The sequence below is a fragment of the Streptomyces sp. NPDC058469 genome, from assembly GCF_042721125.1.
In the GTDB taxonomy this organism is placed as follows: Bacteria; Actinomycetota; Actinomycetes; order Streptomycetales; family Streptomycetaceae; genus Streptomyces.
On the sequence record NZ_JBHXME010000111.1, the window covers coordinates 1 to 15,144 of the forward strand.

The 15,144-nt window shown below is 70.2% G+C and carries 16 protein-coding genes; 11 read left to right on the forward strand and 5 right to left on the reverse strand.

Annotated elements, in window-relative coordinates:
- Positions 1–49 precede the first annotated feature (49 nt).
- On the forward strand, positions 50–967 hold the full coding sequence (locus tag ACFWP5_RS35430; protein WP_384166216.1) for a potassium channel family protein: 918 nt from the start codon (positions 50–52) through the stop codon (positions 965–967).
- A 328-nt stretch (positions 968–1,295) separates the two neighbouring features.
- Here the strand turns inward: ACFWP5_RS35430 and ACFWP5_RS35435 are convergent, their stop codons facing one another.
- Both ACFWP5_RS35435 and ACFWP5_RS35440 read right to left on the reverse strand, forming a co-directional pair.
- The gene (locus ACFWP5_RS35435; RefSeq protein WP_384166219.1) at positions 1,296–1,574 is read right to left on the reverse strand and encodes a small hydrophobic protein; all 279 of its coding nucleotides are present in this window, start codon (positions 1,572–1,574) and stop codon (positions 1,296–1,298) included.
- 234 nt (positions 1,575–1,808) lie between these two features.
- A complete protein-coding gene (locus ACFWP5_RS35440; RefSeq protein WP_384166221.1) occupies positions 1,809–3,428 on the reverse strand; it encodes an MFS transporter in 1,620 nt (539 codons plus the stop codon).
- 103 nt (positions 3,429–3,531) lie between these two features.
- Between ACFWP5_RS35440 and ACFWP5_RS35445 the strand changes: the two genes are divergently transcribed.
- The 3 genes from ACFWP5_RS35445 (at position 3,532) to ACFWP5_RS35455 (ending at position 6,390) form a co-directional block, all read left to right on the forward strand.
- On the forward strand, positions 3,532–4,167 hold the full coding sequence (locus ACFWP5_RS35445) for a TetR family transcriptional regulator (protein WP_384166224.1): 636 nt from the start codon (positions 3,532–3,534) through the stop codon (positions 4,165–4,167).
- Between the two features lie 83 nt (positions 4,168–4,250).
- Positions 4,251–5,483 (forward strand): alpha/beta hydrolase, encoded by a 1,233-nt coding sequence (locus ACFWP5_RS35450; protein ID WP_384166227.1) that lies wholly within the window; start codon positions 4,251–4,253, stop codon positions 5,481–5,483.
- 58 nt (positions 5,484–5,541) lie between these two features.
- Positions 5,542–6,390 carry a DUF4429 domain-containing protein gene (locus tag ACFWP5_RS35455; RefSeq protein ID WP_384166230.1) on the forward strand — a complete coding sequence of 283 codons (849 nt, stop codon included), beginning with the start codon at positions 5,542–5,544 and terminating at the stop codon, positions 6,388–6,390.
- 99 nt (positions 6,391–6,489) lie between these two features.
- Here the strand turns inward: ACFWP5_RS35455 and ACFWP5_RS35460 are convergent, their stop codons facing one another.
- Entirely contained in the window at positions 6,490–7,506 is a 1,017-nt protein-coding gene (locus ACFWP5_RS35460; RefSeq protein ID WP_384166233.1) for an aldo/keto reductase, read from the reverse strand.
- A complete protein-coding gene (locus ACFWP5_RS35465) occupies positions 7,503–7,967 on the reverse strand; it encodes a MerR family transcriptional regulator (protein ID WP_384166236.1) in 465 nt (154 codons plus the stop codon). Before ACFWP5_RS35465 ends, ACFWP5_RS35460 begins: the two co-directional genes overlap by 4 nt.
- A gap of 97 nt (positions 7,968–8,064) precedes the next feature.
- On the opposite strand from ACFWP5_RS35465, the gene ACFWP5_RS35470 reads away from it, so the two are divergent.
- Both ACFWP5_RS35470 and ACFWP5_RS35475 read left to right on the forward strand, forming a co-directional pair.
- The gene (locus ACFWP5_RS35470) at positions 8,065–8,532 is read left to right on the forward strand and encodes a GNAT family N-acetyltransferase (protein ID WP_384166239.1); all 468 of its coding nucleotides are present in this window, start codon (positions 8,065–8,067) and stop codon (positions 8,530–8,532) included.
- Between the two features lie 19 nt (positions 8,533–8,551).
- On the forward strand, positions 8,552–9,397 hold the full coding sequence (locus tag ACFWP5_RS35475) for a serine hydrolase domain-containing protein (protein ID WP_384166242.1): 846 nt from the start codon (positions 8,552–8,554) through the stop codon (positions 9,395–9,397).
- On the opposite strand, the gene ACFWP5_RS35480 is transcribed toward ACFWP5_RS35475, so the two are convergent.
- Positions 9,394–10,044 (reverse strand): pirin family protein, encoded by a 651-nt coding sequence (locus ACFWP5_RS35480; RefSeq protein WP_384166310.1) that lies wholly within the window; start codon positions 10,042–10,044, stop codon positions 9,394–9,396. The two genes, ACFWP5_RS35475 and ACFWP5_RS35480, sit on opposite strands and share 4 nt — an antisense overlap.
- Positions 10,045–10,117: 73 nt before the next feature.
- On the opposite strand from ACFWP5_RS35480, the gene fasR reads away from it, so the two are divergent.
- The 5 genes from fasR (at position 10,118) to ACFWP5_RS35505 (ending at position 15,112) form a co-directional block, all read left to right on the forward strand.
- Complete coding sequence (fasR, locus tag ACFWP5_RS35485; RefSeq protein WP_384166245.1) at positions 10,118–11,323, forward strand: fatty acid biosynthesis transcriptional regulator FasR; 1,206 nt, start codon at positions 10,118–10,120, stop codon at positions 11,321–11,323.
- 89 nt (positions 11,324–11,412) lie between these two features.
- Positions 11,413–12,357, forward strand: a complete 945-nt coding sequence (locus ACFWP5_RS35490; protein ID WP_384166313.1) for an ACP S-malonyltransferase — start codon at positions 11,413–11,415, stop codon at positions 12,355–12,357.
- Between the two features lie 18 nt (positions 12,358–12,375).
- Positions 12,376–13,371: a ketoacyl-ACP synthase III gene (locus ACFWP5_RS35495; protein ID WP_384166248.1), complete on the forward strand. Its 996-nt coding sequence runs from the start codon at positions 12,376–12,378 to the stop codon at positions 13,369–13,371.
- Between the two features lie 105 nt (positions 13,372–13,476).
- A complete protein-coding gene (locus ACFWP5_RS35500; RefSeq protein WP_015660680.1) occupies positions 13,477–13,725 on the forward strand; it encodes an acyl carrier protein in 249 nt (82 codons plus the stop codon).
- 115 nt (positions 13,726–13,840) lie between these two features.
- On the forward strand, positions 13,841–15,112 hold the full coding sequence (locus ACFWP5_RS35505; RefSeq protein ID WP_384166250.1) for a beta-ketoacyl-[acyl-carrier-protein] synthase family protein: 1,272 nt from the start codon (positions 13,841–13,843) through the stop codon (positions 15,110–15,112).
- Positions 15,113–15,144 lie beyond the last annotated feature (32 nt).

Here is a 15,144-nt window from a genome sequence, read left to right on the forward strand (position 1 = left end):
CCCTTCGGGCCTGCCCACCAGGGGCGCGCGTCGCCCTAACATGCGGGGCATGAACGAACCATCGGCACAAGCTCGTTGGGAGCAACGCACCCAGCGGCCCCTGCTGGCGCTCGCGGTGGGGTTTGCCGTGGCCTATGCCGTGCCGATCGTGGACTCGACCGCCGGGCACCGTCTGACGACGGTGTGCACGGTGGTCGAGTGGGTGGTGTGGGGAGCGTTCGCCGCCGACTATCTGATGCGGCTGGCGATGTCCCGGGACCGTCGGCGGTTCGTGCGGACGCACTGGATGGACCTGTGCGCGGTGGTGGTGCCGATACTGCAGCCGTTACGGCTGTTGCGCATGGTGTCGACGCTGATACTGGTCGGGCGGCGGGCGCGGATGGCCTCGCAGATCCAGCTCACGACGTATGTCGCGGGCGCGGTGATCGGGCTGCTGATGTTCGGTTCGCTCGCGGTGCTGTCCGTGGAACGGGACTCGCCCCACGGGAACATCCGGACGCTGGGTGACGCCGTGTGGTGGTCCTTCACCACGATGACGACCGTGGGCTACGGCGACCACGCACCGACCACCGGGCTGGGCCGGATGATCGCCGTCGGGCTGATGCTGTCCGGCATCGCGCTCCTCGGTGTCGTCACCGCGAACATCGCCACCTGGTTCATCGCCCGGTTCGAGAAGGACGACGTGGAGGAACGACGCCAGACACAGGCCATCGAGGCGCTGACGGCGGAGGTACGGGCACTGCGGGCGGAGGTGGCGGCGCTGACGGGGGCGCCGGAGGAGGCAGTCGTCCCCGGGGCGGAAGAGCCGTCCGGCTCCGGGGCAGAGATTGCGGCCCTGTCCGGGGCACCGGAATCGGTCCCCTCCGGGGCGGAGGAGGCAGTCCTGTCCGGGACGGAGGCGGCGGCCTTGTCCGGGGCGTCGGCGGCGGGTGTTCCGCTACCGGTCGGGGACGAGCTGTCCCGTTAGCCGCGGTTCAGAAGGACGTCCATTCAGGCGCGGCTCAGAGGAACGGCTGCTCAGCCTCGGCTCAGAGGAACATCCGCTCAACCTCAGCCCGAGCAACGGCCGCCCGGCCTCGGCTCTGAGGAACATCCACTCGGCCTCGGCTCAGGAGAAGGCCCGCTCAGTTTTGGCTCAGAGCAACGTCCGCCCGGCCTCGGCTCAGAGCAACGGCCGCTCAACCTCAGCCCGAGCAACGGCCGCCCGGCCTCGGCTCAGAAGAAGCTCCACCTCGCCCCAGCCCAGAAGAACGTCCACTCGGCCTCCGTTCAGAAGAACGTCCGCCCAGCCCTGTTCAGAAGAACGTCCACATCACCGCCGCCACCGTGTCGATCGCGCCCAGGACCAGGGCCACCAGGGCCATCGCCCGGCGGGAGCCCGTCCATCTGCGGCCCATGGCCAGCCAGCCGCACAGCACCGCGATCGGGCCGAGGACGATTCCCAGGGTGAAGAAGCCCGCGATCGCGCAGACCACTCCGACGATGCCGAGCGTCGCGCGGTCCGGCCCGCTCCCTGACCCCATCCGGCCACGCGAGCGAGGGTTCCTGCGCGTTCCGTTGCCGAAGCCCGTCATCGTCAACTCTCTGGGCGTCCGTGCCAGTTCGGCCAGTTCCCTACGACGACCGGATACCCCCGTACGGACAAAAAAAGCCTGCTTGCGCGCTGCCCCCCTCCGGCAGCGCGCCGCAGACCACTCCGTCCTCCCTGCCCTGCGGAGGACTTGACCCACTGTGACCTGCGGCGCGTACCGGATGCCAGGAATCTTTAGCGGAGTCACCCTGATAGGCGAAATCGCCCTGAATCAAGGTCAGATGTGCGCCGCGCCCGCGCCCGCCTCCGCGTTCTCGCCGCGCTTGGTCAGCAGCGCGACGAACACCGCGACCACCGCGACGCCGGCGGCGACGAGGCAGGCGAGGCTCATGCCGGAGATGAACGTGTCGTGGGCGACCGTCGTGATCTTCGCGGCGATCGCCTCCGGGGTGCCGGGGGCAACAGGGGCGACGCCGACCTGGACCGCTTCCGCGGCCGCGTCCAGCTGGGGCCGGGTGAGCTTGGGCAGGCCCGCGTCCGCCCAGTTGCCGGCCAGGTCGCTGTCGACGCGGGAGGCCATCACCGCGCCGAGGACGGCCGTACCGAGGCTGCCGCCGATCTGCATCGCGGCCTGCTGGAGACCGCCGGCCACGCCGGAGAGCTCCATCGGCGCGTTGCCCACGATGACCTCGGTCGCGCCGACCATCACCGGGGCGAGGCCGAGGCCCAGCAGGGCGAACCAGATCGACATGACGGCGCTGCCGGTGCCCGCGTCGAGCGTGGACATGCCGTACATGGCGATCGCGGTGGCCGCCATGCCGCCGGCCAGCGGGATGCGCGGGCCGAGCTTGGTGATCGCCAGGCCGGCGATCGGGGAGCCGACGATCATCATCCCGGTGAGCGGGAGGAGGTGGAGACCGGCGTCGATGGGGCTCATACCGTGCACGTTCTGCAGATAGAACGTCACGAAGAACAGGCCGCCCATGAAGGCGATCGCCATCAGGACCATCAGGACCACACCCGCGGACAGCGGGACCGAGCGGAACAGGCCCAGGGGGATGAGGGGTTCCTTCACCCGCTGCTCCCAGAACGCGAACAGGGCGAAGCCCACTACCGACACGGCGAGGAACGCCCAGGTCGTGCCGGAGCCCCAGCCCCAGGTGGGCGCCTTGATGAGGGCCCAGACGAGGCAGAACATCGCGCCGGAGAGCAGCACGATGCCGAGGATGTCGAAGGAGCGCGGCGCGTTCTCGGCGCGGTGGTCGCGCAGGATCAGCAGGCCGAGGACCAGCGCGATGGCGCCGACCGGCACGTTGATGAAGAACACCGACTGCCAGTTCACGTGTTCGACGAGCACGCCGCCGAGGATCGGGCCGCCCGCGGTGGAGGCGCCGATGACCATGCCCCACAGGCCGATGGCCATGTTGAGCTTCTCGGCCGGGAAGGTGGCCCGCAGCAGGCCGAGCGCGGCCGGCATCAACAGTGCGCCGAACAGTCCCTGGAGCACCCGGAACGTGACGACGAACGCGATGCTGTGCGAGAGGCCGATGGCGCCGGACGCGAGGGCGAAGCCGCTCACGCCGATCAGGAAGGTCTGGCGGTGGCCGAAGCGGTCACCGAGCTTGCCGGCGGTGATGAGGGAGACCGCGAGGGCGAGGAAGTAGCCGTTGGTGATCCACTGGACGTCGGCGAAGCTGGCGCCGAGGTCCTTCTGGATGGCCGGGTTGGCGATGGCGACGATGGTGCCGTCGAGGGCCACCATCATGACGCCGACGGCGACGGTTATGAGGGTGAACCACGGGTGGCCGCGCAGCCCCGTGGACGGCGTCGGGTCGGACGGGGCGGCGGGTGCCTTGTCCCCCGGCCCCGTCGCGCTGATGGTGGTCTGACTAGTCATACGGCGAGGCTAGTGACAGCCGCTGACAGTTGACAAACAGATTCACTTGCCGGTGACTGACACCGTGCGGTCGGTGACCGAACACCGTTAGGAGCGGAGCCCCATGGAGACGTTGCGCGAGCGCAAGAAGGCCCGTACGCGGGACGCGCTGCTGCGCGCCGCCCTGGAGCTGTTCACGGCCAAGGGCTACGAGCGGACCACGGTCGACGAGATCGCCGAGGCCGTCGACGTCTCACAGCGCACCTTCTTCCGCTACTTCGCGAGCAAGGAGGAGGCCGCGTTCTTCGTGCCCCGGCTCACGGAGACGCACTTCGTGACGGCAGTCCGCGCCCGCCCGCCGCACGAGGCCCCGCTGGAGGCGCTGCGCCGGGCCGTGCTGGAGAGCTGGGACACCATCAACGAGGCGATCCAGCAGGTCGTACCGCTTGACCTGCACATGCGCACCTACCGGGTGATCGAGTCGACGCCCGCGCTGCTCGCCGCGCATCTGCGGCGCTCGCAGGAGCTGGAGGAGGAGCTGGCGCAGATCGTCGCCGACCGTGAGGGGCTGGGCGTGGACACGGACCCCCGGCCGCGGCTGGTGGTGGCCGTGTTCGGCGGGGTGATGCGGGTGGTGGAGCGGATGTGGATCGCGGGCGACGACCTCAGCGTCGAGGCGATGCGGGAGCTGACCGCCGACTACCTCGACGGGGTGGGACCGGCCCTCGCCGGGAACTGGCGCACGAGTCGGTCGCACTGAGTTTCTCGTCACGTACCGCTGAAACGTGATCCCCGTCACTCGGTTAACGCGAGACCCTCTCGTTCTCCTAGTGTGTCCTCCCAGTGACTTCCTTCGACTCCTCCCCCACGCTGAACGCCTGGCGCGCACTGCTCGCGCTGGCCGTGGTGTTCGTGATGCTGGCGACCACCGGCTGGACCGCGGTCCGCAGCCACCCCGGGAAAACGGCGCTCCAGGCATCCCTCTCCGCGTGGGAGCACGGCCGGATCGACGGGCACGCGCTGCCCGACCCGGACGCGTCCCCGACCCGGCTGGCCCGCTTCTTCGCCTCGCTCACCGCGCAGCAGCGGACGCGTCTCGCGCACCGCTTCCCGCTCGCGGTCGGCAACATGAACGGCGCCCCGGTCTCGCTGCGCTACCGCGCCAACCGCGTCGCCCTCGACCAGGAACGCAAGGTCGAGAAGAAGCGTATGCACGACAACCGGCTGACGCCGCTGGGCCAGCAGGACGCGGGCCGCCTCATGCACCGCTTCGAGGCACTGATGACCGAGGGCCGCCACATCCTGGCCTTCGACCCCGAGGGTTCGGGCCGGATCGCCGAGGTCTTCGGCGACCTGGACACCGCGCAGCGCGTCTCGGTCATCGTCCCCGGCGTCGACACCGACCTGCTCACCTTCCAGAAGACGTACAAGGAGTACTCGGCACCGGTCGGCATGGCGCAGAACCTGTACGCGGCCGAGAACACGGCGAAGTCCGCGACGGACACGACCGGCACGCGTACGGCGGTCATCGCCTGGGCCGACTACACCTCCCCCGGCGGCCTCGGCATCGACTCGGCCACCGCGGGACGCGCCGAGGCCGGCGCCGTACGGCTGAACGCGCTGGTGCGGGCGCTGCCCGGGACTTCGCAGGTCGCCCTGTTCTGCCACAGCTACGGCTCCGTGGTGTGCGGGGTCGCCGCGCACGAGCTGCCGACCCGGGTGACCGACATCGCGGTGGCCGGCAGCCCCGGGATGCGGACCTCGAAGGCCTCCCACCTGCACACGCTCGCCCGGGTGTGGGCGATGCGGGACGCCAACGACTGGATCCAGGACGTGCCGTACATGGAGGTCGGCGGCCTCGGGCACGGCGAGGACCCGGTGTCGAACGCGTTCGGCGCGCGGGTGCTGTCCGCGAAGGACGCCGAGGGCCACACCGGTTACTTCGCGCCGGGCACCGACAGTCTCACCAACTTCGCCGACATAGGGGTTGGCGCGTACCGCTCGGTGACGTGCGCGCACGAAGGTGACACCTGCCGAGAGGGTTTGTCCGGCGCCCAGGCGGCCGGACGCGCGTAGAAACAGCAGGAAGTGCGGTCTGCGCGGGGATGGGACGGAGGAGCATGTGCCGCCTACGATGAGCCGCATGGGTGACGTACTGGCCGGATTTCATGCCGCCTGGGAGTTCGAGTCCGACTCTGTGCTCATCCGCTACGAACGTGGCATTCGAACACCCAAGCTATTCCAGGCGCTCGGCGAACGCCGGATCCCCTTCGAGGCGATCGAGACGGTGACGCTCGCCCCCGGCCGGCGCGGCACGGTCGTGCTCCACGCGGAACCCCGGCCCGGTGCCGACCCGCTGATGGAGGCGGCCGCGGGCCAGCTGAAGGAGTCCTGTGACCCCTATCGCCTCGTCCTGCCGGCCGAGCGCGAGACCCTCGCCGAGTACTACGCCGACGAGTTGCGTGCGCGGCTGAAACCGGACGACGGGCCTGCCGAGCGGTTTCTCGTGGCCGCGCCCGAGGTGCCGCTGCGATTCAAGGCGTACGACGGGAAGGCGTCCTTCGACGGGAAGACCGTGTCGTTCCGGTGGTTCTGGACGGGGGCGTCGTCCGCGAAGTGGAAGGCCGGCGACCAGAGTTTCGCGGTCGCCGACCTGAACGGGGTCGAGTGGCGGTCGCCCGAGGTTTTCGAGGGGCATCTACGGCTGTTGCGGGGGGCCGCGCCGCTGTTGCCTGTTGATCAGGATCCGGCGGCTGTGGTGTTCGGGCTGGGGTATGGGCCTGTGCATGAGTCGTTGCCGTTTGCGGCGGCTGTGCTGGCCGCGGTTCGCTCCGCGCGGCCTAGCGTTGTGGTGCCGGCCGCGCGTCGCGACCCTGCGGATATCGCTGAGCGGATTCGTCACCTCGGGGAGCTGCATCAGTCGGGGCTGGTGACTGATGAGGAATTCGCCGTGAAGAAGGCCGAGTTGTTGGCGGAGTTGTAGCGGGGGCGGTTTGTTGTTTTTTGGGTGCGGGCCGGTGGGGGCTGGTCGCGCAGTTCCCCGCGCCCCTATGGGGCGCGACCAGCCAAGGGCGCTACTCAGCTACTCCCTGCTGGAAGAGGCGAAGGTCATGTCCGCGTAGCGGTCGCCTGCCACCTTGCCGGCGATCGGCTCCAGCAAGGTCAGCTCCTCGTCCGTCAGGACAATCGCTGTCGACGCTGTGTTCTCCTCCACCCGACCGGCCTTGGTCGTGCCCGGGATCGGGATCACCGGCAGGCCGTGGACTTGGGCGCGCTGTTGGACCCAGGCCAGGGCGATCTGGCCGAGGGACACGTCGTGGGCCTTGGCAACCGTCCGCACTGGCTCCAGGAGCGCGCCGTTGGCCGCCGCGTTCTCGCCGGTGAAGCGTGGCTGATTGCGGCGGAAGTCGCCCTCCGTCAGGTCCTGTTCGGCGTTGGCGAAGGACCCGGTGAGAAAGCCTCGGCCCAGCGGTGAGTACGGTACGACCGCCACGCCCAGCTCGGCGGCGACGCCGACCAGGCTGATCTCGACGTCACGGCTGAACAGCGACCACTCCGACTGCACTGCGGCGATCGGGTGCACGGCGTGGGCGGCCCGCAGTTCCGCGCCCGTGACCTCGCTCAGCCCGAGGTGCTTCACCTTGCCCTCGGCCACCAGCTCCGCCATCGCGCCGACGGTGTCCTCGATGGGGACGGCCGGGTCACGGCGGTGCATGTAGTAGAGGTCGATGACGTCGATGTCGAGGCGTTGCAGGCTCGCCTCCACCGCCTGGCGGATGTACGGGCGGTCGTTGCGGATGACGCGCCGGGTGGGCTCGCCCGGCGGGACCGACATGGCGAACTTGGTGGCGACGACGACCTGGTCACGGTGGGCCTTGAAGAACGGCGACAGGAACCGCTCGTTCTCGCCCACGCCGTACACGTCCGCCGTGTCGTACAAGGTCACACCCAGTTCGAACGCGCGGTCCAGCGCGGCCTGCGACTGCTTCGCGTCCGAGGGGCCGTAGGCGAAGCTCATGCCCATGCAGCCGAGGCCCTGGACGCCGACCTCGGGGCCGTCCGCGCCGAGCCGTGCGGTCGGGATGGTGGTGTCGGTCATCCTGCCTTCTCCTCTTCGTAGGCGCGGCCGGCCTTGGCGTAGAAGTTGATCTTCCGGTCGAGGACGGCCAGGGTGTCCTGCAGTTCGGCGATCCTGGTGATGACGTCCCGGCGGGTCGCCTCCAGGAGTTCGAAGCGGTCGCCGTAGGTGTGCTCGCCCTCGCGCATCAGCTCGGCGTAGCGGACCATGTCGGCGACCGGCATCCCGGTCAGGCGGAGCTTGCCGACGAGGTCGAGCCAGTCGAGGTCGCCGTTGCTGTAGCGGCGCTGGCCGGTGTGCGAGCGGTCGATGTGCGGCATCAGGCCGATGCGCTCGTACCAGCGCAGGGTGTGTGCCGTCAGGCCGGTGAAGGCGACGACCTCGCTGATCGTGTAGCTGTCCTCGCCGTCCGGACGCCGCTCGGCCTGCGGCGGGCCCGCGCAGCTGTCGGTACTGGTACCCGTGGTCTCCATCACCGTCATGACGTCCACGCTATGGCCTTGGAGTGCACTCGAAGCAAGCGGAACCGGTAAGAAATCGGCGGGACGTGTCGGGGGTGCGGTGGATAGCGTGCCAGGCATGAGTCTCGTACGACGGGCAGCCCCCGACGATGCCGCCGAACTGCTGCGACTGCGCCAGGTGATGATCGACTCGATGCCGGGTACGGACCCCGCCACGGACTGGCACGCGGTGTCCCTGCCGACGCTGCGGGAGCGGCTCGCCACGGACGAGGACTTCGGGGCCTTCGTCGTCGACCACCCCGAGCGGCCGGGGGCGCTGGCGGCGCTGGTGGTCGGGACGGTCGACTACCGGATCGGGAAGGCGGAGAACCCGCACGGGAAGGCCGGGTTCGTCTTCAGCGTGGCCACCGACCCGGACGCGCGGCGCCGGGGGTACGCGCGCTCGTGCATGGAGGAGCTGCTCCAGTGGTTCCGCGAGCGCGGCGCCGGCCAGGTCCTCCTCACCGCCTCCCCCGACGCCGAGCCGCTCTACGCCGCCCTCGGCTTCACCCGCAAGCCGGACCCCATGATGGGGCTGATGCTCTGAACCACTTAGGCTCGGCGGCATGTCCTTGCAGAGCCTCGCGCTGATCGAGAACTGGCCGGTACCGACCGCCGCGGCGGGTGTCGTACGAGCCGACGGGACCGTCCTCGGGACCCACGGCCCGGTCGACCACCGCTTCCCGCTGGCCTCGGTCACCAAGCCGCTCGCGGCGTACGCAGCCCTCGTCGCGTACGAGGAGGGCGCGATCGAGCTGGACGAACCGGCGGGCCCGCCCGGCTCCACGGTCCGCCATCTCCTCGCCCACACCTCGGGGTTGGCCTTCGACGAACACCGCGTGACGGCCTCGCCCGGACAGCGCCGTCTGTACTCGAACGCGGGCTTCGAGCAGCTCGGCGACCACCTCGCGAAGGCCACGGAGATCCCGTTCGCGGAGTATCTGCGGCAGGCGGTCCTCGACCCCCTGGGCATGACGTCGACGACGCTGGAGGGCACCAACTCCCCGGCGAAGGACGGGGTCTCGACGGTCGAGGACCTTCTCCGCTTCGCCGCCGAACTCCAGGCCCCGCGCCTCCTCGACCCCCGCACGGTCGCCGAGGCGATGACGGTCCAGTACCCCGGCACCAAGGGCGTCCTGCCGGGTTACGGCCACCAGAACCCCAACGACTGGGGCCTCGGCTTCGAGATCCGCGACTCCAAGTCCCCGCACTGGACGGGCAGTTCGTCCTCGGCGCGCACGTTCGGTCACTTCGGGCAGTCCGGTACGTTCCTGTGGATCGACCCGGTCGCGGGGGTGGGGTGCGTGGCGCTGACGGACCGGGCGTTCGGGCAGTGGGCGGTCGAGGCGTGGCCGCCGTTCACGGACGCGGTGCTCGCCGAACTCTCCGAGCGCCGACTCTCCGAGCGCTAGAGCATCTCCCACATCAACAGCTCGGCCCCGGTCGCCGCCTCCACCACCAGCTCCCGCGCGTCCGTGATCCGCGCGGCATCCCCCGGCCCCAACTTCTCGCCGCCCAGGCTCACTTCACCGCGCACCACATGGACGTACACATGCACCGCGTCCGGTACGGCCGTGCGCTCGCCGGGCGTGAGACGGCGCACGTGCAGCATCGCGCCGGCCTCCGGCACCGCGTACGGCGTGGAGTCGGCGATGCCGTGCACGATCCCGTACGACGGTTCGCCGCCGGGTTCCAGGGGGGCCAGCCACATCTGCACGAAGGTCAGGGGGCTGTCGGTGTCGTTGCGCTCGACATGCCGGACCCCGGCCGCCGAACTGAGCCGCTGGACGTCGCCGGGGCGGACGCGGGTGAGGTGGCCGGTGGAGTCGCGGTGGCTCAACTCCCCCTCCACGACCCAGGTGATGATCTCCGTGTGGCTGTGCGGGTGTTCGTCGAACCCGGCGCCGGGAGCGAGCCGCTCCTCGTTGCAGGCGATGATCGCGCCGAACCGGAGGTTGTCGGGTTCGTAGTGTGGCCCGAAGGAGAAGGCATGCCAGGACTGGATCCCGGCCTGCGGGTCACCCCCTGGGTAGCGCTCGGCGGAGCGCCGTACGTCCATCACGGAGACCACGGTAGACCTCGGTCGAGACCCGGCACCGCATACTGCCGTCCGGATAAGGCAGTCTTGTTCCGTGCCCGAACCCGAAACCAGCAGACCCGCAGGCCCCGTGCCCCGTGCCCACTCGCACCCGGCGACCCTGAAGCGGCTGGAGCAGTCCTCCGGGAGTCTCGCCGCCCAGGCCATCGCGCGCATGGACGAGACGCTGCCGTGGTACCGGGCGATGCCACCGGAGAACCGTTCCTGGATCGGGCTGGTCGCGCAGGCCGGTATCGCCGCGTTCACCGAGTGGTTCCGGCATCCTGACGCGCCGCAGGCCATCTCCACCGATGTGTTCGGGACGGCTCCCCGTGAGCTGACCCGCGCCATCACTCTCCGGCAGACCGTCGAGATGGTGCGGACGACCATCGAGGTCATGGAGTCCGCCATCGACGAGGTGGCCGCTCCCGGTGACGAGTCCGTGCTGCGCGAGGCGCTCCTCGTCTACGCCCGGGAGATCGCCTTCGCGACCGCCCAGGTGTACGCGCAGGCCGCCGAGGCGCGGGGCGCGTGGGACGCCCGGCTGGAGTCGCTCGTCGTGAACGCCGTGCTGAGCGGTGAGGCCGACGAGGGGGCGGTCAGCAGGGCCGCCGCGCTCGGGTGGAGCTCGCCCGAGCATGTGTGTGTGGTGCTGGGCACCGCGCCCGACGGTGACAGCGAACTGACCGTGGAGGCGATTCGGCGGGCCGCCCGGCACGCCAAGCTCCAGGTGCTCACCGGGGTGCTCGGGGACCGGCTCGTCGTCATCGCCGGTGGCAGTGACAATCCGCTCGCCGTCGCCAAGTCGCTGATCGGGCCTTATGCGGCCGGCCCCGTCGTGGCCGGGCCCATCGTGCCCGATCTGCTCGCCGCCACCCGCTCCGCGCAGGCCGCCGCCGCCGGGCTCAAGGCGTGCTCCGCCTGGCAGGACGCCCCGCGCCCGGTACTGGCGGACGACCTGCTTCCGGAACGCGCGATGGCCGGTGACCCCGGCGCCCGGGACCAGTTGGTGGAGGAGATCTACAGACCGCTGGAGGAGGCCGGGTCCGCGCTCCTGGAGACACTCAGTGTCTATCTGGAGCAGGCGAGCAGCCTCGAAGGCGCCGCGCGGATGCTGTTCGTCCATCCCAACACCGTGCGCTACCGGCTTCGACGTGTGACTGACGTCACCGGCTGGTCGCCATCGGATGTACGGTCGGCGTTCACGCTGCGGATCGCGCTGATCCTGGGACGTCTGGCCGATGGAGATCCCCAGAACTAGCCTTTTGTCGGGGCCCCACAAAACCCCCTCCCGTTCTTCGTCCCTGTCCCCACGGGCGGCCGTGCCCGTTCCCAAGAGAGAGTGTGAGTGTGCTCGTACTCGTCGCTCCCGGCCAGGGCGCCCAGACGCCCGGCTTCCTGACTCCCTGGCTCGACCTCCCCGGTGTCGAGGACCGTCTGCGTGCCCTCTCGGCCGCCGTCGACCTCGACCTGGTGCACTACGGCACGGACGCCGACGCGGACGAGATCCGTGACACCGCCGTCGCCCAGCCGCTGCTCGTCGCCGCCGGACTGGTCTCCGCGGCCGCTCTCGGTGACGTGACGCCGGGTGCTGTCGCCGGTCACAGCGTCGGTGAGATCACCGCCGCCGTCCTCGCGGGTGTCCTGGACGACACGGCCGCCCTGACCCTCGTACGCAAGCGTGGTCTGGCGATGGCCGAGGCCGCCGCGATCACCGCGACCGGGATGTCGGCGCTGCTCGGCGGCGACCCGGACACGACGGTCGCGCACCTGGAGAAGCTGGGCCTGACCCCGGCGAACGTGAACGGCGCGGGCCAGATCGTGGCCGCCGGCACGATGGAGCAGCTCGCCGCCCTGGAGGCCGACAAGCCCGAGGGTGTGCGGCGGGTCGTGGCCCTGAAGGTGGCCGGCGCGTTCCACACGCGGCACATGGCCCCGGCGGTCGACACGCTGGCCAAGGCCGCGCTGGAGCTGTCGCCCGCGGACCCGAAGATCACGTACGTCTCGAACAAGGACGGCCGGACGGTCGCCTCCGGTGCCGAGGTGCTGGAGCGGCTGGTCGGCCAGGTCGCCAACCCGGTCCGCTGGGACCTGTGCATGGAGACCTTCAAGGAGCTCGGCGTCACCGCCCTCCTGGAGGTGTGCCCCGGCGGCACCCTGACCGGCCTCGCCAAGCGCGCCCTGCCGGGCGTGAAGACCCTGGCCCTGAAGACCCCCGACGACCTCGACGCGGCCCGCGAGCTCATCGCCACTGCGGCCGGTTCTGCTGCTGACGCAGCGGGCGCCAACGCCTGAAGAAGGAGCCGTACGAACATGTCGAAGATCAAGCCGAGCAAGGGCGCACCGTACGCGCGCATCCTCGGTGTGGGCGGCTACCGTCCGGTCCGTGTCGTCCCGAACGAGGTGATCCTGGAGACGATCGACTCGTCCGACGAGTGGATCCGCTCGCGCTCCGGCATCGAGACCCGGCACTGGGCGAACGACGAGGAGACCGTCGCCGCGATGTCCATCGAGGCGTCCGGCAAGGCGATCGCGGACGCGGGGATCACCGCCGAGCAGATCGGCGGCGTGATCGTCGCCACGGTCTCCCACTTCAAGCAGACGCCGGCCGTGGCGACGGAGATCGCCGACAAGCTCGGCACGAACAAGGCCGCCGCGTTCGACATCTCGGCGGGCTGCGCGGGCTTCGGCTACGGCCTGACCCTCGCCAAGGGCATGGTCGTCGAGGGCAGCGCCGAGTACGTGCTCGTCATCGGTGTGGAGCGGCTGTCCGACCTGACCGACCTGGAGGACCGCGCGACGGCCTTCCTGTTCGGTGACGGCGCGGGCGCGGTCGTGGTCGGCCCCGCCAAGGAGCCGCACATCGGCCCGACCGTGTGGGGCTCGGAGGGCGACAAGTCCGACACCATCAAGCAGACCGTGCCGTGGACCGAGTACGACAGCACGGGCAAGTTCCCTGCGATCACGCAGGAGGGCCAGGCGGTGTTCCGCTGGGCCGTGTTCGAGATGGCGAAGGTCGCCCAGCAGGCGCTGGACGCGGCCGGGATCACCCCGGACGACCTGGATGTCTTCATTCCCCACCAGGCCAACGAGCGGATCATCGACTCGATGGTGAAGACGCTGAAACTGCCGGAGCACGTCACGGTCGCGCGTGACGTACGCACCACCGGCAACACCTCGGCCGCCTCGATTCCGCTCGCTATGGAGCGGCTTCTGGCGACCGGCGAGGCCAAGAGCGGCGACACCGCGCTCGTCATCGGCTTCGGGGCGGGTCTCGTGTACGCCGCGACGGTCGTTACCCTCCCCTAGGCACTCCGTGCCGGATCATCATCGGATCCGGCACGGCAGAACTCACCCGTCGCTGCCGCGGCGGGAACGCCACACCCTCTGGATCACAAAGAAGGAGCGCCTGACATGGCCGCCACTCAGGAAGAGATCGTCGCCGGTCTCGCCGACATCGTGAACGAGATCGCCGGCATCCCGGTTGAGGACGTCCAGCTGGACAAGTCCTTCACCGACGACCTGGACGTCGACTCGCTGTCCATGGTCGAGGTCGTCGTCGCCGCCGAAGAGCGCTTCGACGTCAAGATCCCCGACGAGGACGTCAAGAACCTCAAGACGGTCGGCGACGCGACCGACTACATCCTCAAGCACCAGGCCTGAGCCACCTCTTAGGCCCGGACCACCAGGCCCGAGCCGTCTCATAGGCCCGGCTGCATGGCCCCGCCACCCGGCGGTGGCGCCGCTTAATCCTCGTACCGTTGGAGAAAGAATTCCCGTGAGCCCGACCAATCGCACCGTGGTCGTCACCGGTATCGGCGCAACCACACCGCTGGGTGGCGACGCAGCCTCGACCTGGGAAGGCATGATCGCCGGCAAGTCCGGTGTGAAGCCCCTGGAGCAGGAGTGGGCCGCCGAGCAGGCGGTCCGTATCGCCGCGCCGGCCGCTGTGGACCCCTCCGAAGTCATCCCCCGTCCGCAGGCCCGCCGTCTGGACCGCTCGGCGCAGTTCGCGCTGATCGCGGCCAAGGAGGCCTGGGCGGACGCCGGTTTCACCGACAAGGCCGGTGAGGACCCGGCGGTCGACCCCGACCGTCTCGGTACCGTCATCGCCTCCGGCATCGGCGGTGTGACGACCCTGCTCGACCAGTACGACGTGCTGAAGGAGAAGGGCGTCCGCCGCGTCTCCCCGCACACCGTCCCCATGCTGATGCCGAACGGCCCGTCCGCCAACGTGGGTCTGCTCGTGGGCGCCCGCGCGGGCGTGCACACGCCGGTCTCCGCGTGCGCCTCCGGCGCCGAGGCCATCGGCTACGCCATCGAGATGATCCGCACCGGCCGCGCCGACGTCGTGGTCGCCGGTGGCACGGAGGCGGCGATCCACCCGCTGCCCATCGCCGCGTTCGGCAACATGATGGCGATGTCCAAGAACAACGACGACCCGCAGGGCGCCTCGCGTCCCTACGACACCGGACGCGACGGTTTCGTCCTCGGCGAGGGCGCCGGTGTGCTGGTCCTGGAGTCCGCCGAGCACGCCGCGCAGCGCGGTGCCCGGGTGTACGCGGAGGCGGTCGGCCAGGGCATCTCCGCCGACGGCCACGACATCGTGCAGCCGGAGCCGGAGGGGCGTGGCATCTCGCAGGCCCTGCGGAACCTGATGGACAACACCGACCTGGACGCGGCGGAGATCGTGCACGTGAACGCGCACGCGACCTCGACGCCGGCCGGTGACGTGGCCGAACTGAAGGCGCTGCGCAAGGTGTTCGGCGACGACGCGGACCACATGGCGGTCTCCGCGACCAAGTCGATGACCGGTCACCTGCTGGGTGGCGCGGGCGGCGTCGAGTCGGTCGCGACGGTCCTCGCGCTCTACAACCGCATCGCTCCGCCGACCATCAACGTCGAGAACCTCGACCCGGAGGCGGAGGCCAACGCGGACGTCGTTCGCGGCGAGGCCCGCAAGCTTCCTGTTGAGGGCCGTATCGCCGCTCTGAACGACTCGTTCGGGTTCGGTGGGCACAACGTGGTGCTGGCGTTCCGGACGGTCTGAGACGTTCGCTGAACGGTGTGTGGCCCGCTCCC

Bases quoted from the DNA above. Each gene is read 5' to 3' on its own strand.
- ACFWP5_RS35460 (WP_384166233.1), bottom strand. From the start codon at position 7,506: ATGACCGACACCACCATCCCGACCGCACGGCTCGGCGCGGACGGCCCC.
- ACFWP5_RS35465 (WP_384166236.1), bottom strand. From the start codon at position 7,967: ATGACGGTGATGGAGACCACGGGTACCAGTACCGACAGCTGCGCGGGC.
- ACFWP5_RS35455 (WP_384166230.1), top strand. From the start codon at position 5,542: ATGAGCCGCATGGGTGACGTACTGGCCGGATTTCATGCCGCCTGGGAG.
- ACFWP5_RS35480 (WP_384166310.1), bottom strand. From the start codon at position 10,044: ATGGACGTACGGCGCTCCGCCGAGCGCTACCCAGGGGGTGACCCGCAG.
- ACFWP5_RS35475 (WP_384166242.1), top strand. From the start codon at position 8,552: ATGTCCTTGCAGAGCCTCGCGCTGATCGAGAACTGGCCGGTACCGACC.
- ACFWP5_RS35500 (WP_015660680.1), top strand. From the start codon at position 13,477: ATGGCCGCCACTCAGGAAGAGATCGTCGCCGGTCTCGCCGACATCGTG.
- ACFWP5_RS35435 (WP_384166219.1), bottom strand. From the start codon at position 1,574: ATGACGGGCTTCGGCAACGGAACGCGCAGGAACCCTCGCTCGCGTGGC.
- ACFWP5_RS35495 (WP_384166248.1), top strand. From the start codon at position 12,376: ATGTCGAAGATCAAGCCGAGCAAGGGCGCACCGTACGCGCGCATCCTC.
- ACFWP5_RS35430 (WP_384166216.1), top strand. From the start codon at position 50: ATGAACGAACCATCGGCACAAGCTCGTTGGGAGCAACGCACCCAGCGG.
- ACFWP5_RS35470 (WP_384166239.1), top strand. From the start codon at position 8,065: ATGAGTCTCGTACGACGGGCAGCCCCCGACGATGCCGCCGAACTGCTG.
- ACFWP5_RS35440 (WP_384166221.1), bottom strand. From the start codon at position 3,428: ATGACTAGTCAGACCACCATCAGCGCGACGGGGCCGGGGGACAAGGCA.
- ACFWP5_RS35445 (WP_384166224.1), top strand. From the start codon at position 3,532: ATGGAGACGTTGCGCGAGCGCAAGAAGGCCCGTACGCGGGACGCGCTG.